Genomic DNA, 25,537 nt, shown 5'->3' with positions numbered 1-25,537 from the left:
GCCAATCCGGGAGGAGTGGCCATGACCAGTCAGGTTCGGGGTGCCCAATTGGCCCGGCTCCTCGGTCAGTGGCATGCCCTTCCCGGCCGCCGCCGCAGCCCCGACTACGCCGCCCTGGCCGGTGCCGTACGCGGGCTGCTCGCCGACGGCCGGCTGCCGCTGGGCGTACGCCTGCCCGCCGAGCGGGAGCTGGCCGAGGCGCTGAAGATCAGCCGGACCACGGTCACGGCCGCGTACCGGGAGCTGCGGGAGAGCGGGCACCTCGCGAGCCGGCGCGGCGCCGGCAGCTGGACGATGCTCCCCGGCACCCACCGGGTGGCGAGCACCGGGCTCTGGACCCCGCTGGACGACCGCGACATGATCGACCTCGGGGTCGCCGCGCTCGCCGCGCCGCCCGAACTGCTGCCGGCCGCCCGCGCGGCGGCCGAGGACCTGCCCCGCTACCTGGGCGGCGCCGGTTACCACCCGACCGGCATCATCGAGCTGCGCGAGGCGGTGGCCCGCGCCTACACCGACCGGGGCCTGCCCACCTCGCCCGACCAGATCATGGTCACCAACGGCACCCAGCACGCCCTCGACCTGGTGCTCCGACTGGCCCTCGCCCCCGGCGGGAACGTGCTGGTCGAGGCGCCCAGCTACCCGAACGCGCTGGCCGCGCTCGCCGCCCGGCGGGCCCGGATCACCACCCACGGGCTGGCCGTCGAGGAGCCCGGCTGGGACGCGGACCTGCTGCTCGGCGGCCTCCGGCAGGCCCGACCCAAGCTGGCCTACCTGATTCCGGACTTCCAGAACCCGACCGGTCACCTGATGCCGGCGGCGCTTCGGGAGCGGGTGGTGGCCACGGCGCACGCCGTCGGCACCGACCTCGTCGTCGACGAGTCGTTCGTGGACCTGCCGCTGGACGGGACCGTGCTGCCCCCGCCGACCGCCAGCTTCGACCGGCACTCCCGGGTGATCACCATCGGCGGCATGAGCAAGCCGTTCTGGGGCGGCCTGCGCATCGGCTGGGTCCGGGCCTCCGCCCCGCAGGTGCAGCGGCTCGCCGCCGCCCGCGTCGGCGTCGACATGGCCAGCCCGGTCCTGGACCAGCTGGTCGCGGTCCACCTGCTCGCCGACGCGCCGGGCATCGTCGCCGCCCGGCAGGCCCAGCTGACCGCCCAGCGTGACGCGCTGCTCGCCGCGCTCGCGCAGCGCCTGCCCGAGTGGCAGGTCACCGTCCCGCACGGCGGGGTGACCCTCTGGGCCGAGCTCGACGGGCCGATCTCCAGCGCGCTGGCCCGGGCCGCCGAGGAGGTCGGCGTACGCCTGGCGCCCGGTCCCCGCTTCGGCCTGGACGGCACGCTGGAGCGCTTCCTGCGGCTGCCGTTCACCCTGCCGGCCGCCGACCTGGTCGAGGCGGTCGGTCGCATCGCCGCCGTCCGCTACGACCTGGACCGGGGCGGCCGGTCGCAGTGGCGGGAACCGGCGGTCATCGCCTGAGGGCCCGGGCCGGCTTGCCGGCCGCAACTCGCGGCCCCGTCGGTCAATCGCGCCTGCGCGGCGCCCCGGGGCTGGGAGACTGCGCAGGTGGGGGACGCGCGGGGGACACGTTGGCCGCGCGGGATCCTGCCGAGCGCCCCCGGCTCCCGCACCACCCGCCTGGAACTCTTCTACGACCTCGTCTTCGTCTTCGCCTTCCTCAACGTGACCACGGTGACGGCCGGCACCCCGGACGCCCGCGGACTGATCCGGTTCCTCGTGGTGCTCGCCCTGCTCTGGTGGTGCTGGAGCGGCTTCGCGGCGCTGGGCAACCTGGTCCGTACCGACCAGGGGCTGACACCGCTGGTCGGGTTCGCCCTCGCCGCCGCCGTGTTCGTGCTCGCGCTCAGCCTGCCGAAGGCGTTCACCGACCGCCCCGGCGGGCTGCCCGGCCCGGTGGTCTTCGCCGTCTGCTACTTCCTGGTCCGCGCGACCCAGGTGACGGTCTTCCTCTGGGCCGTGGGCAGCGACCGGGAGGTGCGCCGGCGGATGCCCGTGCTGATCCTGCCGTTCCTGATCGCCACGGGGCTCATCCTGACCGCCGCGCTGGTGCCGCAGCGGCTGCTCGACGGCGGCGCCGAGTCGGCCGTCCGGCTGACGTTGTGGGTCGCCGCGCTCGCGGTGGAGTACGGTGCCGGCCTGGCCCAGCACCGCGCGGGATGGACGGTGCTCTCGGCGGGGCACTGGGCGGAGCGGCATGCCTTGATCATCATGGTGGCGCTCGGCGAGTCGATCATCGCGCTCGGGCTCGGGCCGGGCCCCACCACCGCCCTGCCGCTGACCTGGCCGGTGATCATCGCGGCGTTGCTCGGCATCGCCGTGGTAGCGGCGCTGTGGTGGGCGTACTTCGACACCCTCGCCCTGGCCATGGAGCAGGTGCTGCACCGCACCCGCGAGCCGCGCACCCGCGCGGGACTGGCCCGGGACGTGTACACGTACCTGCACCTGCCGCTGATCACGGGCGTGATCATGTTCGCCCTGGGTCTCAAGGGGCTGATCCACGAGGGCGCCGACCCGGCGACCCCGACCTGGGGGGTCCCGCTGCCGAGCTTCGACGTACTGGTCCTCAACGGCGGGGTCGCGCTATACCTGCTCACGCTGATCGGGCTCGGGAGCCGGACGCTGGGCGCGGCGCGCTGGCCGTCGATCGGCGGGGTGGCGCTGCTCGTCGCGCTGACCCCGGTGGCCGCGCGACTGCCGGAGCTGGTCGCCCTGGCCATGCTGGCGCTGGCCGCCGTGCTGACGGTCGCGGTGCAGACGGTCGTCGACGCCCCACGACGGCGGCGCGTGCGGCAGGTGGCGCTGGAGGAGCAGCTCGCCTCCGAGGCCGAGCAGACCCGGTGGCGGGGCCACCACCTCTGAGGGAACCGCCCCGCACCCCAGCCCTGCCCCGACGCCGGTGACCCCGCGCCGCAGCGGGGGGTCACCGGCGTCGCGTGCTCAGAGCTCGGCCAGCGTGCCCGCGTACATCTTCTCGATCTCGCCGGCGAAGTTGCTCTCCACGCCGCGGCGCTTGATCTTGAGCGACGGGGTGATCTCGCCGTCCTCGATGGTCAGGTCGCGCGGCAGGATGGCGACCTTCTTGATCGTCTCCCAGCGGTTGAGCTTGGCGTTGAGCTCGGCCACGTACCCCTCGACCATGGCCTTCGCCTCCGGCGAGGCGACGATCTCGGCGTAGTCGCGGCCCTCCAGCGGGGTGCCGGCGGCCCAGCCCTTGATGGCGTCCGGGTCCAGCGTGACCAGCATCGTGCAGTAGTTGCGGGCCTGGCCGATCACGACCGCCTGGGAGGTGTACGGGCAGGTGGCCTTGAACATCCCCTCGATGTGCGAGGGCGCGATGTACTTGCCGCCCGAGGTCTTGACCAGGTCCTTCTTCCGGTCAGTGATCTTGAGGTAGCCGTCGGCGTCCAGGGTGCCGATGTCGCCGGTGCGGAAGAAGCCGTCCTCGGTGAACGCGGCGGCGGTCTCCTCGGGCAGGTTGTGGTAGCCGCGCATCACCGGCCGGCCACGCACCAGGATCTCGCCGTCGGTGTCGATGCGGCACTCCAGGTCGCCCATCGCCTTGCCGACGGTGCCGATGCGCAGCCCGTCCGGCGGGTTGACGAAGTTGCCGGCGCTGGTCTCGGTGAGGCCGTAGCCCTCGGAGATCGGCAGGTTCGCCGCGGCGAAGAAGGTGGCGATCTCCGGGCTGAGCGGGGCGGCGCCGGAGACGAGCACCCGGATCCGGCCGCCGAGGCGGGCCTGGAGCTTGCTGAACACCAGCTTCTCGGCCACCGTGTACTTCAGCTTCAGCCCCGTCGGGACGGGCCTGCCGGCCTGCTCCAGGGCGACCTTCTCCGTGCCGACCCGTACGCCCCAGGCGAAGATCTTCGCCTTCGCGCCGCCGGCGGCCTGCGCGGTCGTCACCGCCTTGTTGTAGACCTTCTCGAACACCCGGGGCGCGCCGCACATCAGCGTCGGCCGGATCACCGAGAGCAGGTCGACCAGCTTGTCCACCCGACCGTCGACGTACGTCGGCAGGCCCACGTGGATCGCCCCGCAGAGCAGGGTCTTGCCGAACGAGTGCGACAGTGGCAGCCAGAGATATTGCAGGTCGTTCTCGCGCAGCAGCCCCAGCTCGGCCTGTGCCACGCCCTCCCAGCACCAGCCGCCGTGCAGCAGTTCGACGCCCTTCGGGCGCCCCGTGGTGCCGGAGGTGTAGATCAGGGTGGCCAGGTGGTCGGGACCGATCTGGGCGACCAGCGTGTCGATCAGGTCGGGCTCGGCAGCCAGCGCGCGGGCGCCCTGCTCCTCCAACTCGGCGAGGGTGAGTTGGGGGACGGCGGCGGCCGGGTCGGCGGCGCCGTCGAAGAGCACGACGTGGGTCAGCGCCGGCAGGTCCGCACCGGCGATCTTGGCGGCCTGGGCCGGGTTCTCGGCGAACAGCACGCGGGAGCCGGAGTCGGCGATGATGTAGGTCGCGTCGTCGGGTTCCGTGGTCGGGTAGACGGTGGTGGTCGCGCCGCCGGCGCACATGATGCCGAGGTCGGCGATCACCCAGTCGAGCCGGGTGTTCGCCAGGATCGCGACCGGATCCTCCAGGCCGACACCGAGGCCGTGCAGCCCGGCGGCGACCGCCTTGGCGCGACGGGCCATCTGCTCCCAGCTCAGCCAGACCGGCCCGGAGTCGTCGGGGGCCGGGTGGGCGAAGGCGTCGCGGTCGGGGGACGCCGCCACGCGCTTGAGGAACATGTCGGGGATGGAACGGTACGGTACATCGAGAGCCATCGCTGTAGCCGCCTTCGGGGGTGGAGACGTGACCACAGTCACGTCGGCGTTCGTTACCGAAGGGTATTGCCTGCGCCCGGGCATCGGCTAGCCCTGTCGATCACGGCTGGGCCACGTCTCGGAGGATGGACGCCCGGCTCAGGCGTACCGGGCCGCCCGCAGCGACCAGTCGTAGGTGGCGCGGATCCAGTTGCGCCGGGCCGTCAGGGCGGACCGCAGGCCGGCGTCGCCGGTGGCGAGCAGCGCCGTCTCGGCCGCCAGGTACGCCGACAGGGTCCCGTTGAACCGGTCGGCCGCCGCCCGCAGGGCCGCCGACTCGTCGCCGTCCGCCCGCCCCGCGGCGATCACCGCGACCAGGTTGTGCACGTCGGGCTGGGTGAGGTGCTCCTTGCGGTACGAGAAGACGTCGTTGCACCAGCAGACCAGGTCGGCGGCGAGCAGGTCGAGGGCGACCAGCGACGGCTCGGTGCGCTGCGCCGCGCCCGGCAGGGTGCCGCCGGCCAGTTCGGTGAGGGTGAAGCTGGGGTGGACCGCGCCGGTGTGCCGGCGCATCTGGGCGTACTCGGCCAGCCCCGGCACGCGCCTGTGCTCGCGGTTCGCGGCCTCCCAGAGCAGCGCCAGCAGGTACTCCCGCACGTCCCCGGCGAAGCGCAGCAGCGCCGCGGGGCCGCCAGCCGCGTGGGCCCGCCGGCACAGGTCGGCCAGCGCCTCGCCGAGCGGCCCGGCCACGGTGGCCGGCCCGTCGGCCGCGCTCCCCTGCCCGTCGAGCACGTCCAGCAGGGCGGCGACGGTCGGCGCCAGGCGGGTGGGGGAGTCGCCGAGGCCGTCCTCGTCGCAGGCGTCGTCCATGACGAACAGCCAGGAGATCAGGTCGGTGAGCAACCGCAGCCCGTCGACCGGGCCCTCGGGGCAGGCCCGCCCGGCCAGTCCGGCGGCGTCGGCCCGGCGCAGTCGGCGCAGCCGGTGTCCGTCACCGATCAGCCCGTGGTCGAGCGCCCACTCGGTGCTCTCCCGTGCCACCCGCTCGGTGGCGTCGTGCTGGCGCTCGGGAAAGGGGGGTTCCCGTAGCGCCGAGACCGCAAAGGTCCGCATGGTGCCCCCTGTCGCGCCGTTCCCGTACGGGGCGGTGCGGCACAGCGTACGGGAACAGGGATCGGCCGTTATCGTTGGGGCATCCGGCTCGTCGGGCCGCTCCGTGACCGCTTGCGCATAGTCGGTCACATGCCCAGGCTGGCGCCCCGGAGCCGCTCGGACAGCGTCGCGGGCCCGTCGATCTGCACCCGGGACACCCGCTGCCGGCCGCTGAGGAACAGGGCCAGCTCGCCCGGCGCCCCCACCACCCGCACGGGTTCGCCGCCCCGGCCGACGGAGAGTTCGCCGTAGCCGGGGGCCTGGACGAAGACGTCGGCCGGGAACCGGCGCAGCGCCAGCCGGGCCAGCCCGGCACACCGCTTCCAGAGCGCCGCGTTCAGCCCCGCCGACAGGTCGCGTGGCAGCCAGCCCGGACGGGCCCGGCGGACGTCCTCGTGGTGGATGAAGAACTCCAGCGTGTTGGCCAGCTCGTCGGTGACCGGGTTGCTCACCGGGCTCCACAGCGGCGGGCGGCGCACCTCGTCGAGCAGCCGCGGCCAGGGGCGCGCGGCGACGCGCAGGCGCACCCGCTCGGCGTAGCCGCGCAGCGGCGGGAGCAGGATCCCTCCTGCGGCGTCGGGCCGGCGTTCCCGGAGCACCAGGTGGGCGGCGAGGTCGCGGGTGCTCCACCCCTCGTTGACCGTCGGCGCCTTCGGTCCCAGCGTCTGCATCAGGTCGGCGAGCGCCTCGCGCTCCGATCGGGCGTACCGCGGCATGGCCCGATCGTAGGCGCGTACGACCCGCTCGGCGCGGCGAGTGGGCCGCGGGCCGCCGTGACGGCGGACATAGCGGACCGGGGCGGCGGAGCTGGCTCCGACCGGTAAGGATGAGGAGGATAATTGCGGCTTACGGCGGGGGAGAGTGTGGCGAGCAGGACAAGTCGGGACGTGCTGGTTCGAGGGCTGGCCGTCCTGGGGCGGGCGATCCGGGAGGAGCCCCGCATCTTCGCGGTCGCGGTGAGCGGCAGCGTCCTCTTCGGTGCCATGACGGTGGCCAGCGCCTTCGTGGTGGGTGCCGTGGTCGGCGACGTGGTGGTGCCCGCGATCGAGCGCGGCGCGGTCGGGGTCGGGGGGCTCGCCCTGGCCGCCGTCGCGCTGTTCGCCATCAGCGTGCTGCGGGTGGCCGGCATCTTCGGTCGCCGGCTCGGCGCGGGCTACATGCAGTACCGGCTCCAGGCCGCCTACCGGCGCCGGGTGACCCGCCGCTACCTGGAGCTGCCGCTGGCCTGGCACCACCGCAACGCCACCGGCACGCTGCTGTCCAACGCCAACTCCGACGTCGAGGCCGCCTGGTACCCGATCGCTCCGCTGCCGTTCGCGGTCGGCACCCTGGTGATGCTGGTCGGCGCGGTGGCGTCGCTCTTCGTCACCGACTGGGCGTTGGCGCTTGTCGGTCTCGCGGTCTTCCCGGCGCTCTTCGCGCTCAACGTCGCCTACTCCCGCCGGATGGCGCCCCGCCAGGCCCGGGCCCAGCGGCTGCGCGCCGAGGTCAGCGGCATCGCGCACGAGAGCTTCGACGGCGCCCTGGTCGTCAAGACGATGGGCCGGGAGGCGCAGGAGACCGACCGGTTCGCCGCCCGCGCGGGCGAGCTGCGCGACTCGCTGGTGGCGGTCGGGCGGCTGCGCGGCGTCTTCGACCCGCTGCTGGAGACCCTGCCCAGCCTCGGCACCCTCGCCGTGCTGGTGGTCGGCGCGATCCGGCTGCGGCAGGGCGAGATCAGCGTCGCCGAGCTGATCAGCGTCGCCTTCCTCTTCACGGTGCTGGCGTTTCCCGTCCGGGCCATCGGCTGGGTGCTGGCCGAGCTGCCGCGCAGCGTCGCCGGCTGGGACCGGGTCAGCCGGGTGCTCGACGCGACCGGCGAGATGCCGTACGGCGACACCACGCTCGACGTGTCCGAGCCCCGCCCGGCCAGCCTCGCGTTCTCCGGCGTGCGCTTCGGCTACGAGCCGGCCGAGGCGCACCTGCCCGGCACGGAGGTGCTCGGCGAGGTCTCCTTCACCGTGCCGGCCGGGAAGATCGTCGCCCTGGTCGGGCCGACCGGCTCGGGCAAGTCGACGATCGCCGCGCTGGCCGTACGGCTGGTCGACCCCCTGGCCGGCACGGTGTGCCTGGACGGGGTCGACGTCCGCCGGCTCACCGCCGCCTCGCTGACGGGCACGGCCGCGCTGGTCGCCCAGGTGCCGTTCGTCTTCGACGACACGGTGCGGGCCAACGTCACCCTGGACCGGCCCGGCATCGGCGACGACGACGTCTGGGCCGCGCTGCGGCTGGCCGAGGCGGACGGTTTCGTCGCGGCCCTGCCCGAGGGGCTCGACACGATGGTCGGCGAGCGGGGCACCTCGCTCTCCGGCGGTCAGCGGCAGCGGCTCACCCTGGCCCGCGCGCTCGCCGGCCGGCCGCGCCTGCTGGTGCTCGACGACGCGACCAGCGCGGTCGACCCCCGGGTGGAGGCGGCCATCCTGGCCGGGCTGCGTTCGTCGGCGGGCGAGACCGGGGCGCCGGCCGCGTCGATCCTGGTGGTCGCCTACCGGCGGGCCACCATCGCGCTGGCCGACGAGGTGGTCTACCTGGAGCAGGGCCGGGTGGTGGCCCGGGGCCCGCACGCCGAACTGCTGGCCACGGTGCCGGGCTACGTCGACCTGGTCACCGCCTACGAGCAGGCCGAGGTCGACCACACCAAGGACGAGACGTACGACGAGGTCGCCCCGCTGACGTCGGGCCTGGAAATCGAGGTGGACCGGTGAGCGCGAGGAGTGCAGCGGAGCGGAGCCCCGCAGTCGCGAACGAAAGGCCAGCCCGGTGAGCGTTGCCACTACCGCGGGGACGGCGCGGAAGTCCGCGGCCGACGAGCCGCCCGAGAACCCCGAGACGACCTGGCAGACGCTGCGTCGTGGCCTGGCGCTCTCCCCGGAGCTGCGGGTCGGCCTCGCCGGCACGCTCGGCCTGGCCCTGGTCTACATGGTCGGCCGGGCGGCCGTGCCGGTGGCGGTGCAGCAGGGCATCGACAACGGCCTCGTCGGCGGCCTGGACCTGGGCGTCGTCTGGACGGTGGTCGCCGCGACCGCCGCGGTGCTGGTGGTGACCACGCTCTGCGGATACCTGATGATGCGCCGGCTCTTCACGGTCAGCGAGACCGCGCTGGCCAACGTGCGGATCCGGGCGTTCCGGCACGTGCACGACCTGTCCATGCTGCACCAGCAGTCGGAGCGGCGCGGTTCCCTGGTCTCCCGGGTGACCAGCGACGTCGACCAGATCACCCAGTTCCTCCAGTGGGGCGGCGTGATCCTGGTGATCAACCTCGGCCAGTTGGCGGTCACCACGCTGGTCATGTTCGCGTACTCCTGGCAGTTGACCCTGGTGGTCTTCGCCGCCTTCCTGCCCGCCGTGTTCCTGATCCGGCTGCTCCAGCGCCGCCTCGCGGGGGCGTACGGGGTGGTCCGGCAGCGTACGGGGGCGCTGCTCGGCGCGATCGGCGAGAGCGTGGTCGGCGCGCCGGTGATCCGGGCCTACGGGATCGCCGGGCGGACGGCCCGCCGGCTGGACGAGGCGATCGACGGCCAGCGCCGGGCCCAGCAGAAGGCGATCAGGATCAGCATCATGGGCAGCTCGGTCGGTGAGCTGGCTGCCGGCCTGGCGCTGGCCGGCGTGGTGGTGCTGGGGGTGACCCTCGGCGCCGACCGCACCCTGAGCATCGGCGAGGTGACGGCCTTCCTCTTCCTGGTCACGCTCTTCATCCAGCCGGTGCAGATCGCCACCGAGGTCCTCAACGAGGCGCAGAACGCCATCGCGGGCTGGCGCCGGGTGCTGGACGTGCTGGACGTCGAGCCCGACGTGGCCGACCCGGGCGAGCAGGGGCGGGACCTGCCGGCCGGTCCGCTGGACATCCGCTTCGCGGAGGTGCGCTTCGCGTACCCCGGCGGTCCGCCGGTGCTGCACGACGTCAGCCTGGAGATTCCGGCGAAGAGCCGGGTGGCGGTGGTGGGGGAGACGGGCAGCGGCAAGACCACCTTCGCCAAGCTGCTGACCCGCCTGATGGACCCGACCGCCGGTCAGGTGCTGCTCTCGGGTGTGCCGCTGGAGCGGGTCCGGTTCGCCTCGCTGCGGTCGCGGGTGGTGATGGTGCCGCAGGACGGTTTCCTCTTCGACGCCACGGTGGCGGAGAACGTCCGCTTCGCCCGCCCGGAGCTGACCGACGAGCAGCTCGCGGCGGCCTTCACCGAGCTGGGGCTGGCCGACTGGCTGGAGGGGCTTCCGTCGGGCCTGCACACCCCGGTGGGGGAGCGCGGCGAGGCGCTGAGCGTGGGGGAGCGGCAGCTGGTCGCGTTGGCCCGCGCGTACGTGGCCGACCCGGACCTGCTGGTGCTGGACGAGGCGACCAGCGCGGTCGACCCGGCCACGGAGGTGCGGCTGCAACGCACCCTGGACGCGGTGACCCGGGGCCGCACCACCCTCGCGATCGCGCACCGGCTCTCCACGGCGCAGGCCGCCGACGAGGTGATCGTGGTGGACAAGGGCCGGATCGTCCAGCGCGGGCCGCACGACGAGCTGGTCCGGGACCCGGAGTCGGTCTACGGCCTGCTCTACGCCTCCTGGCTGGAACAGACCCGCTGAGCCGACCCGTCGCGTCGGCGGTGCGCGGCCCGGCCGAGTGCCGGGCCGCGCGGTGGTCACCGGGAGTAGAACTCCACCACGAGCTGCTCGTCGCAGATCACCGGCACCTCGTGCCGGGCGGGCTCGCGCAGCAGCGTGGTGCGCAGCTCGGCCAGCTCCACCGCCAGGTACGGCTGGCCGGGTCCCTCGGTGGCGTTGGCGCCCGTGGCGGGCGAGCTGGAACGGCAGGGTGGCGCGGCTGCGTTCGCGGACGGCCACCACCTGTCCGGGCCGCAGCCGGTACGACGGCCGGTCGACCTTGCGCCCGTCGACGGTGAAGTGGCCGTGCGCGACCAGTTGCCGGGCCTGGTAGACGCTGCGGGCCAGGCCGGCCCGGTGCACCACCGCGTCGAGCCGCCGCTCCAGGAGCGCCACCAGGCCCTCGCCGGTCTTGCCCGCGCCCCGGGCCGCCTCCTCGAAGACGCGCCGCAGCTGGGTCTCGCTGACGTTGTACTGGTGGCGTAGGCGCTGCTTCTCCAGCAGCCGCACCTGGTAGTCCGAGGTCTTGCGGCGCTGCCGGCCGTGCACTCCCGGCGGGTAGGGGCGGCGCTCGACGTACCGCACGCACTTGCGGGTCAGCGGGATGCCGAGGGCGCGGGAGAGGCGGGCCTTGGGCCTGGGTTGGTTCACGCTGGACGTCTCCGATCCGGTGCTCTAGTCTCCGAGTTAGGTAAGGCTAACCTATGAAGGAGTCGTCCATGCGGCCCAGCCCGGCGGAGATCGTCCGCACCCTCGTCGCCGGCCGGCTGCCCGGCATCGCCCACGTCGCGCACCGGCCCGGCCCGCACCAGGTCCGGCACGTGACCGACCCGGACGGCCGGGTGCTGCTGCTGGTGCCGGTGGTCAGCGACCTCGCCGCCGCGCTGCGTCCCGCCGGCGGCGACTCCGAGGTCGCGCTCGTGCTGGACGTGCTGGACCTGCCGCCCGCGGCCGGTGCGCCGAGCCTCGGCCGGGCCTGGGTCTCCGGCTGGGCGGCCCGACTGGACGGGGACGAGGAGCGCCGCGCCGCGCTGGACTTCGCGGCCGTGGAGCCGACCGGTGACCTGCTCGACGTCGGCACCCGGTTCCGGCTGCACCGCTTCGAGGTGGTCGAGGCCCGCTGGGAACGCGGCGACACCGTCCGCCGCATCGACCCCGAGGCGTACGCCGAGGCGGAGGCCGACCCGCTGCACGCGGTCGAGGCCGAACTCCTGGCCGACCTCGCCGACCACCACGGCACCGAGGTGGCCGGCTACCTGTGCCGTCAGCTCGTCCTGGCCGACGCCGGCGACGCCGCACCCCGGGTGGTGCGCATCGACCGGTACGGCCTGCTGGTCACCCACGGCCGGCCCGGCGCCCGGCGGCGCGTCCGGCTGGCGTTCCCGCGTCCGTTGCAGTGCCAGGCGGAGCTGACCCGCCTCCTGCCTCCGCTGGTCTGCCGCCACGCCTCGCCCCGGCACGCCGACCACGCCTGACCGGGTGCCGCCGCCCCGGCCGTCCGGTCAGCCGGCGAAGACCTCTGCGAGGTCGCCCGTCAGGTAGCGCTGCACGGTGGGGCCGACCGCCGCGACGAGCGTCTCCGGGGCGGCCGAGGCGACCGGTTCCAGCCGGACCACGTGTCGCATCATGGCCAGCCCGATCAGCTGGCTGGCCACCAGCGAGCCGCGCAGCGGCAGCTCGGCCGGGTCGACGTCGAGCTCGTCGAGGACCCTGCGCAGCACCTGGGTGACCAGGAACTCCCGCAGCAGCCGGGCGGTCCACTCGTTGCTCACCGCCGAGCGCAGCAGGGCCACGCCGGCGGTGCCGGCCGGGGAGTCCCAGACGCCGAGGAAGGTGCGCACCAGCCGCTCCCCGAGCCCCGCGCGGTCGCCCGCGAGCACCCCCGGCAGCAGCTCGGCCGGGTCGACCGGCGCGTGCATCGCGGCCAGGAAGAGCCGGTCCTTGCTGCCGAAGTAGTGGTGCACCAGCGCCGGGTCCACCCGCGCGGCGGCGGCGACGGCCCGGATCGAGGCCGCGTCGAAGCCCCGCTCGGCGAAGGCGGCGCGGGCCGCGTCGAGGATGGCCTGCCGGGTGTCCGGGTTGCCGGGTCGTCGTCCGGTCCGCCGCGTCATCGTCGCCCTTCGCTCCACCGTCGTCCCGCCGCCGGCCGCGTTGCGCCCCGCCGGTCGGGCCGGCGGCTCAGCCGCTGCGCCGCCGGAGGGTGGCCGCGGCGAGCACCAGCGCCAGCGCCGCCGCGCCGGCGACCACCGCCACGTCCCGCCACATCGTGCCGGTCGGCTCGGCGTGGGCGCCGACCTCCTGGAGCGCCTCGACGGCGTACGACAGGGGCAGCGCGTCGCTGACCGCCTGCAACCAGCCCGCCATCTCGCCCCGGGGCACGAAGAGCCCGCAGAGCAGCAGTTGGGGCACGACCACGACCGGCATGAACTGTACGGCCTGGAACTCGGTGCGGGCGAAGGCGCTGCAGAACAGCCCGAGCGCGACGGCGAGCACGGCGTTCAGCGCGGCGACCAGGACCACCAGCCCGCTGTTGCCGGCGGTGTCCAGCCCGAAGACCCCGTACGCGACCACGGACGCGACGACCGCCTGGACCACCGCGGCCAGCCCGAACGCGATGCCGTAGCCGAAGAGCAGGTCGAGCTTGCCCAGCGGGGTGGTGAGCAGCCGTTCGAGGGTGCCCGTGGTGCGCTCGCGCAGCATCGCGATGCTGGTCACCAGGAACATGACCACGAAGGGGAAGAAGCCGAGCATCACCAGGGCGACCCGGTCGAACGTCGACGGCTGGTCGACGTACATGGCGTGGACCAGGGCGAGCAGCGCCGACGGGACCACCAGCAGCAGCGCCACGGTGCGCCGGTCGTGCCGCAGTTGGCGCAGGATGCGGCCGGTGGTGGCGGCCAGGATCCGGGGGTTCACGACGCCTCCCGTCCGGCGGCGCCCGCCCTGATCAACCGCAGGAACGCCTCGTCCAGGTCGTCGGTGCCGGCGGCGGCGCGGACCGCGTCGGGGGTGTCGTCGGCGATCAGCCGCCCCTCGCGGATCAGCAGCAGCCGGTCGCAGCGGGCCGCCTCGTCCATGACGTGGCTGGAGACCAGCAGGGTGGTGCCGGCGGCGGCCATGGCGTGGAACCGGGCCCACAGGTCGGCCCGCAGCACCGGGTCCTGACCGACGGTGGGTTCGTCGAGGACGAGCAGTTCCGGCTCCCCGACCAGGGCGCAGGCCAGCGACGCCCGGCTGCGCTGCCCGCCGGAGAGGGTGCCGACCAGCTGCCCGGCGGCCGAGGCGAGCCCGACCTCGGTGACCGCCCGGTCGGCCTCGGCCCGCCCCCGGCCGTGCAGGGCGGCGAAGTAGCGCGCGTTCTCCCGCACCGTCAGGTCGGCGTAGACGCTGGGCGCCTGGGTGAGGTAGCCGACGCGGCGGCGCAGCTCCGGCGACCCGGCGGGGCGCCCCAGCACGGTCACCGAGCCGGCGCCGACCACCTGCACGCCGACCAACGCCCGCAGCAGCGTGGTCTTGCCGCTGCCGCTCGGGCCGAGCAGCCCGGTGACCACACCGCGCGGCACGGTCGCGCTGACTCCGTGCAGCACCCGCCGCCCGCCCCGCTCGACGACCAGGTCGCGAACGGCGATCGCCTCGTCCACCGGCGCCTCCGGGAAACTCATCATCCGTTGAACTCACGCTAGCGGGGATGTCCGCCGCAGCGCAACGGTCGGCTTCCGGCGCGCTCGAACGGCAGGTCAGCACCGGCGTCGGCGGCGAGCCGGGTCGACCGAACGCTGCACCGCCCCGGCGCGGTCGCCAAAGCGCGGTACCCCGGGGCGGCGATGCGGTTGGTCGGGCATTAGCCTTCGGACCGGACAGCGGGTCCGCCAACGGGCATCCGGCGCGGCAGCGGGCATTGCGCCCTGATCGGACGTACGGCACGATGGCGCCGTGGGTCACGCTGTGTCACCGGACGAGAGGTTCCTCGGCGAATGGGCGGCCCGGCTGCGGGCCGGTGCCGAGCAGCCCGTGGTCGGCATCATGCTGCGCGGCAGCCACGCCCGGCGGGCCGCCACCGCACACAGCGACGTCGACGTCGACGTGCTGCTCGCGGGGGCCCCGTACGCCGCCCGCCAGGCATTCCTGGCCGAGCACGGGGGCCGGCTGACCCACGTCTCGGTGGCCGCCCGCGACGTGCGTTCCTGGCTGGCCCGCCTCGGCGAGCCCGCCGACTGGGCGTTCGGGCTGCCGGTGGCGGCGCCGGCCCGACTGCTGTGGGCGGATCCGCACTGGCGGCCCCGGATCGACCTGCCGGTGCTGTGTCAGCCCGCCGGCGAGCCGCAGTTGGAGGAGCTGATCGCGACGCTCGGTAAGGTGGCCGGCGCGCGGGACGCCGACGACCACCTCGGTGTCCGGCTGGCCGCCGCCGACCTCGCCCGGCTCTGCCCGTCCGTGCTGCGGCTGGCCAACCCCACGGTCCGGGTTGCGTCCCGCCGGGGTGCCTTCGCCGCCGCCCTCGACCTGCCGGTGGCGCCCCCGAACTACCGCGAGGACCTGCTGCTCTGCCTCGGCCTGCGGCCCGGCTCCGTCGGTCAGCTCTGCGCCGCCGCGGCCCGCCTGGTCGCCGGCGTGCTGCCGCTGATCCGCCCGTACGCCGCCGAGGTCGCGCGGGTGGCCGGGGCGGACCTCGCCGACGCCCTGGCCGACGGCCGGCTGGACCGCTACGTCGACCAGCTGACCCGGCCCGCCCACCTGCCCCCGCGACCCCGGCGGGAGCCGTCGCCCGTGCCCGCGCCGCGTGCGGGACAATGGGTCACTGTGCCCGTACCTGACGCGCCCGTGACCGGCGCCCACCCCAGTCCGCAGGAGCCCGCGGCCGACGGCACGGCCCGTCCCTCCCGGCTCGACCCGGCCATCGCCGCCCGGCTGCGCCGCACCCCCGACGGCCTGGTGGCCGCCGTGGTCCGCCAGCACGACTCCGGCGAGGTGCTGATGGTCGCCTGGATGGACGACGAGGCGCTGCACCGCACCCTGACCACCGGCCGGGCCACCTACTGGTCGCGCAGCCGCCGCGAGTACTGGGTCAAGGGCGCCACCTCCGGGCACCACCAGTACGTCCGGGCGGTGGCGCTGGACTGCGACGGCGACGCGCTGCTCGTCGACGTCGACCAGGTCGGCGCGGCCTGCCACACGGGGCACCGCACCTGCTTCTTCACCGAGCTGCCCGTCGGCGGCGAGGGGGCGGGGGCCCGGTGAGCGCGTCGCGCGCGACGCCCGGCGGGTCCCGCTCCGACGGCGCGGTCAGCCCGGACCTGGCCACCTTCACCGAGCTGGCCGCCCGCTGGCGGGTCGTTCCGGTCACCCGCCGGCTGCTCGCCGACGCGGAGACCCCCGTCGGCGTCTACCGCAAGCTGGCCGGCGGCCCCGGCACGTTCCTGCTGGAGTCCGCCGAGCAGGGCGTCGGTTCGGCCGGCCTGGCCTGGTCGCGCTACTCGTTCATCGGCGTACGCAGCAGCGCCACGCTGACCGAGCGCGACGGGGCCGCGGTGTGGACGGGGCGGCCCCCGGCCGGCCTGCCGACCTCCGGCGACCCGGTCCGGGTGCTGCGCGAGACCGTCGAGGCGCTCGCCGGCCCGGCGTGGGACGCGGCCAGCGGCATGCCGCCGCTGACCGGGGGCATGGTCGGCTACCTGGGCTACGAGCTGATCCGGCGCTTCGAGCGGCTGCCCGAGCTGACCGAGGACGACCTGGGCGTGCCCGAGCTGGGCATGATGCTCGCCGCCGACCTGGTGGTGCTGGACCACTACGACGGCTCGGCGATCCTCGTCGCCAACGCGATCCTGCCGCCGCTGGACGAGCCGGACCGGAACGCGGAGGTCGCGGCGGCGTACCACCACGCGGTCGGGCGGCTCGACGCGATGACCACCGCGCTGTCCCGGCCGATCCCGCCGATGGTCTCGACCGTCGAGCGCCCCCCGGCGGGCGAGGTGCGCAGCCGTACGCCCGAGGGCGGCTACCCGAAGGCCGTCGAGGCGGCGAAGGAGGCGATCCGGGCCGGCGAGTGCTTCCAGATCGTGCTGGCCCAGCGGTTCGAGCGGGACACCCACGCCGACCCGCTGGACGTCTACCGCGTGCTGCGCACGACGAACCCCAGCCCGTACATGTACCTGCTGCGCTTCGACGGCTTCGACATCGTCGGATCCTCCCCGGAGGCGCACCTGAAGGTGACCAGCGACGCCGAGGGGCGGCGGCGGGCGCTGCTGCACCCGATCGCCGGCACCCGGCCGCGCGGCGGCACCCCCGAGGCCGACGCCCGCCTCGCCGCGGAGCTGCTCGCCGACCCCAAGGAGCGCGCCGAGCACGTGATGCTGGTCGATCTCGGCCGCAACGACCTGGGCCGGGTCTGCCGCCCGGGCACCGTCGAGGTGCCGGAGTTCGCCACCATCGAGCGCTACAGCCACGTCATGCACATCGTCTCGACCGTGGTCGGCACGCTGCGCGAGGACCGTACGGCCTTCGACGCGCTCGCCGCGACCTTCCCGGCCGGCACCCTCTCCGGCGCGCCCAAGGTGCGGGCCATGGAGATCATCGAGGAGCTGGAGCCGGTCCGGCGGGGCCTCTACGGCGGCACCGTGGGCTACTTCGGCTTCGGGGGCGACCTGGACATGGCGATCGCGATCCGCACCGCGCTGATGCGCGACGGCAGGGCGTACGTGCAGGCCGGGGCGGGGGTGGTCGCCGACTCTGATCCGGCCGCCGAGGACCAGGAGACCCGCAGCAAGGCCGCCGCCGTGCTCGCCGCCATCGCCGCCGCCGAGACCCTCCGGCCCGCCCGGTGACGGCCGCCGAGCCGCGGGGCCGGGAGCCGGGGGCGACTCCGGCGGGCCGGTCCGACCCGGGCCGACGCGAGTTGACGTACGCCGTGCTGCTCTGCGTGGCCGGCGCGGGCCTGGCGCTGTGGGCGTCGACCCGCACCTGGGCGGTCGAGCTGACCGCCCGGCCCACCCCGCTGCCGCCGGTACGCGACGCCCGCACGGGCGCGGGTCTGCTGCCCTGGCTGCCGGCGCTGGCGCTGGTCGGGCTGGCCGGCGGCGGCGCCGTGCTCGCCACCCGGGGCCGGGCGCGGCGGCTGCTGGGCGGGCTGCTGTGCGGGCTCGGCGTGGCCGTGGCGGCCGGCGGCGGCTACGGGCTGGTCGCGGCGTTCGACGGCGAGGTCGCCCGGCACTGGCCGGCGCTCTGCCTGCTCGGCGGGGTGCTCGCCACGGCGGGCGGGCTGCTGACGGCGCTGCGGGGCCGCCGGTGGCCGGCGATGGGTGCCCGCTACGAGCGGCGGCCGGCGGGCGACGCCGCCCCGGTGCCCGGAGGCGACGGCGGCCGGGTGACCGGCCGGCGCACCACCGAGGCGTGGGACGCGATGGACCGGGGAGAGGACCCGACGGTCAGCTGACCGGCTGGCGCTCGCGGGCGGCGGCCCGGGCCGCCGCCAGCTCCGCCACCAGGCGGTCCAGCTCGGCCCGCTGCTCCGCCCGGGCCCGGTCGGCGCAGACCGCCTCCCAGGCGTTGCCCCGCGCGGTGCGCATCCGTGCCTCGCCCACCACGGCGCGCTCCAGCGTGTGGACGACACCGACGGCGAGCGACGCGACGGTACGCGAGACGGTCGTCAGTCCGATGGGCTGGTGCGGCTCGACAGTGCTCATGATCACCCCGCAGAGATCGTTGGTGACGGAGGGGCAGACGCGTCATCGAGTCTGCCCGAGGACGATGCTGGCTGGTTCACGTTTCGCCGTGGTGACCGACACGTCAACTTTGCTTCCGGTGCCATGACCTGCGAAAGGGCCGTTCGGCCTTGAGGTAGGTCACACGCGTGCCCGGCACCGGCGGCGACCGGGGCACCGCGCGGCCGCGGGCTGGCGGACGGCGCCGCGGCGGGCGGTGGAGCGCACCGGCGGTGGACGCCGAACCGGGCGGCCGGTCGCGTCAGCGGATAGGATCACGTCGATGACCGGGAGGGCGGAGGCGTGGTGCTCGCGTGGCGTTCGTCGATGGGCGTGATCGCCCAGCGTGACATGCCGTTCACCGGAGGTCGGCCATTATGCCCGAGCCCATCTCGTGAGGCACGCCATACCCCCGGCACCCGTCGCCAGGTGGCGCCCCCTAGCATCGGCCCATGACACCCGGAGAGGGGAGTCCGTTGGTGACTGCTGAGCATGCGCACGCGGAGGGGGACGAGGCCGGTCCGGCAGCGTCCGTTGGCGTGCTCGACGAGATCCTGGCCGGCGTACGTGAGGACGTCGCCCGGCGCCAGGAGCAGATTCCGCTGGAGCGGATCCGCGAACTGGCCGCCGCCGCGCCGCCGCCGCTGGACGCGTACGCGGCCCTGCGTAAGCCGGGCGTCGCGGTGATCGCCGAGGTGAAGCGCTCGTCGCCGTCCAAGGGGCGGCTGGCCGAGATCGCCGACCCGGCCGACCTGGCCGGCGAGTACGCCGCCGGTGGCGCGCGGGCGATCAGCGTGCTCACCGAGGGCCGCTGGTTCGGCGGCTCGCTCGACGACCTCGCCGCCGTCCGCGCCGCCGTCAGCATCCCGGTGCTGCGCAAGGACTTCGTGGTCTCCAGCTACCAGGTGCACGAGGCCCGCGCGCACGGCGCCGACCTGGTGCTGCTGATCGTCGCCGCCCTGGAGCAGAACGCGCTCGTCGGGCTGCTGGAGCGGATCGAGTCGCTGGGCATGACCGCCCTGGTCGAGGTCCACGACGAGGAGGAGGCCGACCGCGCCCTGGAGGCCGGTGCCCAGGTGATCGGGGTCAACGCCCGCAACCTGCGTACCCTTGAGGTCGACCGCTCGGTGTTCGAGCGGATCGCGCCCGGCCTGCCCAGCAGCGTCGTCAAGATCGCCGAGTCGGGGGTGCGCGGCCCGCACGACCTCATCCGGTACGCCTCGGCGGGCGCCGACGCGGTCCTGGTCGGCGAGGGTCTGGTCACCCAGAAGAGCCCCCGCGAGGCGGTGGCCGAGCTGGTCAACGCCGGCAACCACCCGGCCACGCCCCGCCCGGTGCGCTGAGGCGCACCGGCTCGTCCACCGAGAGGATGCCCGCATGAGTGAGCGCAGCGAGCGAATCATCAGGCTCAGCGCGGAAGTGCCTCATGGCGGCACGGAGCGAAGCGGAGCGCCGGCATGAGTGAGCGCAGCGAGCGAATCATCAGGCTCAGCGCGGAAGTGCCTCATGGCGGCACGGAGCGAAGCGGAGCGCCGGCATGAGCGCCGACGCCCTGGCCGCGGAGATCGGTCCGTTCCCCGACGCGGCGGGCCACTTCGGCCGCTTCGGCGGCCGGTTCGTGCCGGAGGCGCTGGTCGCGGCGCTCGACGAGCTGGACGCCGCGCACCGCGCCGCGATGGCCGACGAGTCGTTCCGGGCCGAGTTTGCCGCCCTGCTGCGCGACTACGCCGGCACCCCGTCGCTGCTCTACGCGGCCGAGCGGTTCTCCGCCAAGGTGGGCGCGCGGGTGCTGCTCAAGCGGGAGGACCTCAACCACACCGGGGCGCACAAGGTGCGCAACGTGCTCGGCCAGGCGCTGCTGACCAGGCGGATGGGCAAGCGTCGGGTGATCGCGGAGACCGGCGCCGGCCAGCACGGCGTCGCCACCGCCACCGCCGCCGCGCTGTTCGACCTCGACTGCGTGGTCTACATGGGCGAGGTCGACACCGAGCGGCAGGCGCTCAACGTGGCCCGGATGCGGATGCTCGGCGCCACCGTCGTCCCCGTCACGAACGGCTCGCGCACCCTCAAGGACGCGATGAACGAGGCGATGCGCGACTGGGTCGCCAACGTCGACGAGACCCACTACCTGATCGGCACGGCGGCCGGGCCGCACCCCTTCCCGGCGCTGGTGCGCGACTTCGTCCGGGGCATCGGCGACGAGGCGCGCCAGCAGTGCCTCGACCTGACCGGCGCGCTGCCCGACGCGGTGACCGCCTGCGTCGGCGGCGGCTCCAACGCGTTGGGCATCTTCCACGCCTTCGTCGGCGATCCCGACGTGCGGCTCTACGGCTTCGAGGCCGGCGGCGACGGGGTGGAGACCGGCCGGCACGCGGCCAGCATCACCGGCGGTTCCGCCGGGGTGCTGCACGGCACCCGGACGTACGTGCTCCAGGACGACGACGGGCAGACCTGCGAGTCGCACTCGATCTCCGCCGGGCTGGACTACCCGGGCGTCGGGCCGGAGCACGCCTGGCTGCACGACAGCGGGCGCGCGACGTACCTGCCGGTCACCGACGACGAGGCGATGGCCGCGTTCGAACTGCTCTGCCGCACCGAGGGCATCATCCCGGCGATCGAGAGCGCGCACGCGCTCGCCGGCACCCTCCAGATCGCCCCGAGGCTCGCCGCGGAGCTGGGCCGGGAGCCGACGATCGTCGTCAACCTCTCCGGCCGGGGCGACAAGGACGTGCACACCGCCGGCGACTACTTCGGCATCCTCGACAAGGAGCAGTGAGAACGTGAGCCGGATCGGGGTGGCCTTCGACAAGGCCCGCGCCGACGGGCGGGCCGTGCTGGTCGGCTGCATGCCGGCCGGGTTCCCGACCGTCGAGGGCAGCATCGCCGCGATGACCGCCATGGTCTCCGCCGGCGTCGACGTCATCGAGGTGGAGATCCCGTACTCCGATCCGGTGATGGACGGGCCGGTGATCCAGAAGGCCAGCGACATCGCCCTCGCCGGCGGCGTACGCACCCGCGACACGCTGCGCGTCATCGAGGCGGTCGCGGCCACCGGGGCGCCCGTGGTCACCATGACCTACTGGAACCCGGTGGAGCGCTACGGCGTCGACGCCTTCGCCCGGGACCTCGCCTCGGCCGGGGGCACCGGCCTGGTCACCCCGGACCTGATCCCGGAGGAGGCCGGCGAGTGGCTCGCCGCCTCCGACGCGTACGGGCTGGACCGCACCTTCCTGGTGTCGCCGTCCTCGACCGACGCGCGGCTGGCGATGACCGTCGGGCACTGCCGGGGCTTCGTCTACGCCACCGCGATCATGGGTGTCACCGGCGCCCGGGCACAGACCTCCGACGCGGCCCCGATCCTGGTTTCCCGCACGCGGGAGGTCACCGACCTGCCGGTCGGCGTCGGGCTGGGCGTCGGCACGGGCGCGCAGGCCGGCACGGTCGCCGGGTACGCCGACGGCGTCATCGTCGGCAGCGCGCTGATCCGCTGCCTGCTCGACGCGCCGGACGAGGCGTCCGGGCTGGCCGCCCTGCGCGCGCTGAGCGCGGAACTCGCCGAGGGCGTACGCAACCCGACCCGCTGACCGGTCGGCCGCCGCGAGCGGCGAACGGTGGACCGGGGTGCCACCGGAGGGGCCCACGGCGGTAGCGTGTGCACCCGTGACCTACGCCTCGCTCGCTCCCCAGGCGGCCCTGCCCAGCCCCAGCACCGCCGTCTGGCAGCTCGGACCGGTGCCGATCCGGGCGTACGCGCTGTGCATCATCCTCGGCATCGTGGTGGCCTGCTGGGTCACCGAGCGGCGGCTGCGCCAGCGCGGCGTCGCCCCCGGCGCCGTCCTCGACATCGCGGTCTGGGCGGTGCCCGCCGGCATCATCGGCGCCCGCATCTACCACGTGATCACCTCGCCGGAGAAGTACTTCGGCACCGGCGGCGACCCGATGAAGGCGTTCGCCATCTGGGAGGGCGGTCTCGGCATCTGGGGCGCGGTGGCCGGCGGCGCCGTCGGCGCGTGGCTCGCGGCCCGGCAGCTCGGCATCCCGTTCGCGGTGGTCGCCGACGCGCTGGCCCCCGGCCTGCCGCTCGCGCAGGCGATCGGCCGGCTCGGCAACTGGTTCAACAACGAGCTCTACGGCGGTCGGACCAGCCTGCCCTGGGGGCTGGAGATCCACCGGATGGACCCGGACAATCCGGGTCACGCGCTGCGCGACGACGCCGGTCAGCCGATCCTCGAACCGGGCCTCTACCACCCGACGTTCGCCTACGAGCTGCTGTGGAACCTGGGCGTGGCCGCGCTGGTGCTCGTGCTCGACCGCAAGCTGCGCCTCGGCCGGGGGCGGGCGTTCGCCCTCTACGTGATGGGCTACACGGCCGGGCGGTTCTGGATCGAGCTGATGCGCACCGACGAGGCGAACACCATCCTCGGCGTACGCCTCAACGTCTGGACCGCCGGTCTGGTCTTCCTCGGCGCCCTGGCCTACTTCGTGCGGGTGCGCGGTCCCCGGGAGTACCTGATCCCGGTCGGCGCCGCCCCGACGCCCGAGCCGGTCGCCGACTCCGACGTCTCGCAGGTCGACCTGTCCGCGCGGGAGGCCGGCGCGCGGCCGGCCGCTCCCGAGGGCTACCGCGTGGTGAGCGAGGAGCAGTACCGGCACTGGCGGGAGACCGGTGAGGAGCCCGCGCACGACGGGCCGGACGCCGACGGGCCGGACGCCGACGGGCCGGACGCCGACGGGCCGGACGCCGACGGGCCGGACGCCGACGGGCCGGACGCCGACGGGCCGGACGCCGACGGGCCGGACGCCGACGGGCCGGACGCCGACGGGCCGGACGCCGACGGGCCGGACGCCGACGGGCAAACCGCGCAGGACCGGGCCGGGGCCACGGGCATTCGGCCCGCCGAGCGCGACAGCTGAGAGGGAGCACCCATGCGTAGCGCGGTCGTGGTCGGCGCCGGGATCGGCGGCCTCGCGGTCGCCGGCGCGCTGGCCCGCTCCGGCTGGCGGGTCACCCTCCTGGAGCGGGCCGACCGCGTCCGCCCCGAGCCGACCGCCGTGGCGCTCTGGCCCAATGGCGTACGCGCGCTGCGCGCCCTGGGCCTCGGCGCCGGCCTGGAGGCGATCGCCACGCCGCTCGCCGACGGCGGGGTGCGCCGCCCCGACGGGCACTGGCTGGTGCAGCCCCGCCCCACGCCGGCCGACCGGATGCCGGTGGTGGTGCACCGGGAGGACCTGCACGACGCGCTGATCGCCGGTCTGGGCGACGAGGTCGAGCTGCGTACCGGGGTGACCGTGCGGACGGTCCGGGCCGCGTCCGGGGAACGCCCCTCGGTCGGCGACGGCCGGCACACCATCGAGGCCGACCTGGTCGTCGCCGCCGACGGCACCGACAGCGAGCTCCGTCGGCAGCTCGCCCCGGAGTCCGGCGTGGTCAGCTCGGGCTGCGCCGCGTGGCGGGCCGTGATCCCCTGGTACCGGGCACCGAAGCTGCCCGCCGACCGGCCCGTCGGCGGCGAGGTGCTCGGTGCCGGCTACCGCTTCGTGTCCGCCTCGCTCGGCGAGCGCGGCTCCTCCGGGGCCTCCAGCCGGGGTGGCATCTACTGGGTGGCGACCGCCGTCGGCGCGCCCCGCCCGGAGCCGCCGGAGACCCAGCTCGCCCTGCTGCGCCGCTGGTACGCGGGCTGGCCCGCGCCGATCGCCGACCTGCTCGACGCCACCGACCCGACGGATCTGGTGCAGCAGGAGATCCGCGAGCTGCGGCCACTGCCCAGGTCGTACGGCTTCCCGGCCGGCCCGGGCGGGGTGGTGCTGCTCGGCGACGCCGCGCACGCCATGCCCCCGCACCTCGGCCAGGGCGCCTGCCTCGCCTTCGAGGACGCGGCCACCCTCGCCTCGCTGCTGCGCGAGTCCCGGCTGCCCGACGCGGTGGTCGCGTACGACCGGGCACGCCGACCCCGCGCGGCCACGGTGGTCCGCCAGACCCGCCGGATGTCAGCGGTGCTCAAGGCCCGGGGCCCGCTGGCGCTGCGCGCCCGCGACGCCGCCCTGGGCGCCCTGAGTCCCCGCCTGCTCTCCACGGCGGCCACCACGGCCGCCCAATGGCGCCCCCCGACCTGACCCCATCCGACCCCCGCGCCTACGGCTCACGTGGCCCGCAGCCGCAAGGTGACGGTCAGCTAGCCGATACACCACCGCCGCCGGAACGCTGATACCTCAGGGGCATAAGAATGCCTGTGTGGTATCGGAGCGTGCGGACACCACCACCGCCGGCGTCGAGGCCCGGCGCAGTCAGTCACGGTTGAGTGGAACAGGCCGCGGCCCTCGCGGATCTTGCAGTTGTGCTGGGTCAGGGGGATACCGGGGCGGGTTCGGCTATGCAGGCGGTGCCGATGCGGCGGAAGCCGACCCGCAGGTAGACGCGCGCGATGTCCTCGCTGCCCGCCGACAGGAAGACCAGGCCGGTGCCGGCGGCCAGCAGTTCGCGGGCCAGCGTGGCGGTGACCGCCCCGCCCAGGCCACGGCGGCGGGCGGACGGCAGGGTGGCCACGCCGGCGATCTCGGCGACGTCGCCGACCCGCATCGCCATCCCGCTGGCCAGTGCGCCCTCGGCCGGCGTTCCCGCCAGCACCGACAGCCGCCGGCCGTCCGCGACGCGGGTCCGCTCCTCGTCGAGCGCCGCCTCGTCCAACTCGGCCATCGCGGCGTCCCGCTGGGCGGGGCCGGCCTCGCCGCGTCCGGTGCCGGCAGCGGAGAACCCCACGGCGGCGACCGCCCGCCGCGCCGCCACGTCCGCCGCGAAGTTGGGCGCCGCCGCGTCGAGCACCCGCAGCGGTACGTCCGTGAGGGTGCCCGGGTCGGGCAGGGCGGCCGGGTCGAGCACCATCAGCGGCGCCTCCAGCACCGCCAGCCCCGCCGAGCGGGCCACGGCCAGCAGGTCCGGGGTGGTCTCGTGCACCCACTCGAAGGCCTCGGGCAGGCCCAGCCCGCGCTGCCGCTCGCGGACGGCCGTGACGTCCGCCAGCGACGGCGCCGTGTCGGCGTCGAGCCGGGGCCGGGCGTAGAACGGCCAGCCGGGGCCTTCCCGGACGAACAGGACGAGGCCGCCGTGCTCTTCCGCGCGGGCCCCGTCCCGGGGCACCGCGTCGTAGAAGTGCTCCAACCGGCCGAACAGGTCCTGGCGCAGAAAATCCACCGCGCGAGACTACACGTCCCAGACTCTGGAAGGTGTGATCAATCTGCACTGGCCTTGCGCGCCGGACCCTAACGTAGACTCAATAGACCCTTGAGGGCCGACGTCG

Annotated in this window: 21 protein-coding genes and 2 pseudogenes; 14 read left to right on the top strand and 9 right to left on the bottom strand. The window is 75.0% G+C overall.

Features of this window, described 5'->3' with window-relative positions; genetic code table 11:
• The first annotated feature begins 21 nt into the window (after window positions 1-21).
• Window positions 22-1,479, top strand: coding sequence for a MocR-like transcription factor YczR (yczR, locus tag CLT72_RS12710; RefSeq protein ID WP_101411826.1), 1,458 nt, complete (start codon window positions 22-24; stop codon window positions 1,477-1,479).
• An 87-nt stretch (window positions 1,480-1,566) separates the two neighbouring features.
• On the top strand, window positions 1,567-2,880 hold the full coding sequence (locus CLT72_RS12705; protein WP_396800919.1) for a low temperature requirement protein A: 1,314 nt from the start codon (window positions 1,567-1,569) through the stop codon (window positions 2,878-2,880).
• A gap of 78 nt (window positions 2,881-2,958) precedes the next feature.
• On the opposite strand, the gene CLT72_RS12700 is transcribed toward CLT72_RS12705, so the two are convergent.
• From CLT72_RS12700 to CLT72_RS12690, 3 genes are all read right to left on the bottom strand, one after another.
• Window positions 2,959-4,785, bottom strand: coding sequence for an AMP-dependent synthetase/ligase (locus CLT72_RS12700; RefSeq protein WP_101411824.1), 1,827 nt, complete (start codon window positions 4,783-4,785; stop codon window positions 2,959-2,961).
• Between the two features lie 138 nt (window positions 4,786-4,923).
• Window positions 4,924-5,877, bottom strand: coding sequence for a terpene synthase family protein (locus CLT72_RS12695; protein WP_101411822.1), 954 nt, complete (start codon window positions 5,875-5,877; stop codon window positions 4,924-4,926).
• 125 nt (window positions 5,878-6,002) lie between these two features.
• Window positions 6,003-6,632, bottom strand: a complete 630-nt coding sequence (locus tag CLT72_RS12690; RefSeq protein ID WP_101411820.1) for a TIGR03085 family metal-binding protein — start codon at window positions 6,630-6,632, stop codon at window positions 6,003-6,005.
• Window positions 6,633-6,779: 147 nt separating this feature from the next.
• On the opposite strand from CLT72_RS12690, the gene CLT72_RS12685 reads away from it, so the two are divergent.
• Together CLT72_RS12685 and CLT72_RS12680 are read left to right on the top strand one after the other, a co-directional pair.
• Window positions 6,780-8,660 (top strand): ABC transporter ATP-binding protein, encoded by a 1,881-nt coding sequence (locus tag CLT72_RS12685; protein WP_101411818.1) that lies wholly within the window; start codon window positions 6,780-6,782, stop codon window positions 8,658-8,660.
• A 139-nt stretch (window positions 8,661-8,799) separates the two neighbouring features.
• On the top strand, window positions 8,800-10,527 hold the full coding sequence (locus CLT72_RS12680) for an ABC transporter ATP-binding protein (RefSeq protein WP_101415129.1): 1,728 nt from the start codon (window positions 8,800-8,802) through the stop codon (window positions 10,525-10,527).
• A 56-nt stretch (window positions 10,528-10,583) separates the two neighbouring features.
• Here CLT72_RS12680 and rpsD read toward each other — a convergent pair.
• Window positions 10,584-11,196 (bottom strand): annotated as a pseudogene (gene rpsD / locus CLT72_RS12675) (30S ribosomal protein S4).
• A gap of 68 nt (window positions 11,197-11,264) precedes the next feature.
• Between rpsD and CLT72_RS12670 the strand changes: the two are divergent.
• Window positions 11,265-12,020 (top strand): DUF2470 domain-containing protein, encoded by a 756-nt coding sequence (locus CLT72_RS12670; protein WP_101411816.1) that lies wholly within the window; start codon window positions 11,265-11,267, stop codon window positions 12,018-12,020.
• Window positions 12,021-12,047: 27 nt separating this feature from the next.
• Here the strand turns inward: CLT72_RS12670 and CLT72_RS12665 are convergent, their stop codons facing one another.
• From CLT72_RS12665 to CLT72_RS12655, 3 genes are all read right to left on the bottom strand, one after another.
• Complete coding sequence (locus tag CLT72_RS12665) at window positions 12,048-12,656, bottom strand: TetR/AcrR family transcriptional regulator (protein ID WP_101411814.1); 609 nt, start codon at window positions 12,654-12,656, stop codon at window positions 12,048-12,050.
• 67 nt (window positions 12,657-12,723) lie between these two features.
• Entirely contained in the window at window positions 12,724-13,461 is a 738-nt protein-coding gene (locus CLT72_RS12660) for an ABC transporter permease (protein ID WP_101411812.1), read from the bottom strand.
• Window positions 13,458-14,186 carry an ABC transporter ATP-binding protein gene (locus CLT72_RS12655; protein WP_101415128.1) on the bottom strand — a complete coding sequence of 243 codons (729 nt, stop codon included), beginning with the start codon at window positions 14,184-14,186 and terminating at the stop codon, window positions 13,458-13,460. The genes CLT72_RS12660 and CLT72_RS12655 overlap by 4 nt, the downstream gene beginning before the upstream one ends.
• 382 nt (window positions 14,187-14,568) lie before the next feature.
• Here CLT72_RS12655 and CLT72_RS32780 point away from each other — a divergent pair.
• The 4 genes and pseudogenes from CLT72_RS32780 to CLT72_RS12640 form a co-directional block, all read left to right on the top strand.
• A pseudogene (locus CLT72_RS32780) lies at window positions 14,569-15,159 on the top strand (phosphoribosyl-AMP cyclohydrolase); the annotation flags it as partial.
• A 186-nt stretch (window positions 15,160-15,345) separates the two neighbouring features.
• Window positions 15,346-15,783, top strand: coding sequence for a phosphoribosyl-AMP cyclohydrolase (gene hisI / locus CLT72_RS32775; RefSeq protein ID WP_101415127.1), 438 nt, complete (start codon window positions 15,346-15,348; stop codon window positions 15,781-15,783).
• The gene (locus CLT72_RS12645) at window positions 15,780-17,366 is read left to right on the top strand and encodes an anthranilate synthase component I (RefSeq protein WP_101411810.1); all 1,587 of its coding nucleotides are present in this window, start codon (window positions 15,780-15,782) and stop codon (window positions 17,364-17,366) included. Before hisI ends, CLT72_RS12645 begins: the two co-directional genes overlap by 4 nt.
• Window positions 17,363-17,974: a Trp biosynthesis-associated membrane protein gene (locus tag CLT72_RS12640; RefSeq protein WP_101411808.1), complete on the top strand. Its 612-nt coding sequence runs from the start codon at window positions 17,363-17,365 to the stop codon at window positions 17,972-17,974. The genes CLT72_RS12645 and CLT72_RS12640 overlap by 4 nt, the downstream gene beginning before the upstream one ends.
• On the opposite strand, the gene CLT72_RS12635 is transcribed toward CLT72_RS12640, so the two are convergent.
• On the bottom strand, window positions 17,967-18,224 hold the full coding sequence (locus tag CLT72_RS12635) for a hypothetical protein (protein ID WP_101415126.1): 258 nt from the start codon (window positions 18,222-18,224) through the stop codon (window positions 17,967-17,969). The two genes, CLT72_RS12640 and CLT72_RS12635, sit on opposite strands and share 8 nt — an antisense overlap.
• Window positions 18,225-18,781: 557 nt before the next feature.
• Here CLT72_RS12635 and trpC point away from each other — a divergent pair.
• The 5 genes from trpC to CLT72_RS12610 all read left to right on the top strand — a co-directional run bounded on the left by trpC (window position 18,782) and on the right by CLT72_RS12610 (window position 24,356).
• Window positions 18,782-19,585, top strand: coding sequence for an indole-3-glycerol phosphate synthase TrpC (gene trpC, locus CLT72_RS12630; RefSeq protein ID WP_199184752.1), 804 nt, complete (start codon window positions 18,782-18,784; stop codon window positions 19,583-19,585).
• Window positions 19,586-19,779: 194 nt separating this feature from the next.
• Window positions 19,780-21,018 (top strand): tryptophan synthase subunit beta, encoded by a 1,239-nt coding sequence (trpB, locus tag CLT72_RS12625; RefSeq protein ID WP_101411804.1) that lies wholly within the window; start codon window positions 19,780-19,782, stop codon window positions 21,016-21,018.
• A gap of 4 nt (window positions 21,019-21,022) precedes the next feature.
• On the top strand, window positions 21,023-21,826 hold the full coding sequence (trpA, locus tag CLT72_RS12620) for a tryptophan synthase subunit alpha (RefSeq protein WP_101411802.1): 804 nt from the start codon (window positions 21,023-21,025) through the stop codon (window positions 21,824-21,826).
• 76 nt (window positions 21,827-21,902) lie between these two features.
• A complete protein-coding gene (lgt, locus tag CLT72_RS12615; RefSeq protein ID WP_101411800.1) occupies window positions 21,903-23,156 on the top strand; it encodes a prolipoprotein diacylglyceryl transferase in 1,254 nt (417 codons plus the stop codon).
• Window positions 23,157-23,168: 12 nt separating this feature from the next.
• Window positions 23,169-24,356, top strand: a complete 1,188-nt coding sequence (locus CLT72_RS12610; RefSeq protein ID WP_101411798.1) for an FAD-dependent oxidoreductase — start codon at window positions 23,169-23,171, stop codon at window positions 24,354-24,356.
• Window positions 24,357-24,585: 229 nt separating this feature from the next.
• Here CLT72_RS12610 and CLT72_RS12605 read toward each other — a convergent pair whose 3' ends face one another.
• Window positions 24,586-25,431, bottom strand: a complete 846-nt coding sequence (locus CLT72_RS12605) for a GNAT family N-acetyltransferase (protein WP_101411796.1) — start codon at window positions 25,429-25,431, stop codon at window positions 24,586-24,588.
• Window positions 25,432-25,537 lie beyond the last annotated feature (106 nt).

This window comes from Micromonospora sp. CNZ309 (assembly GCF_002846525.1).
This window is presented reverse-complemented; position numbering and strand designations above follow the sequence as displayed.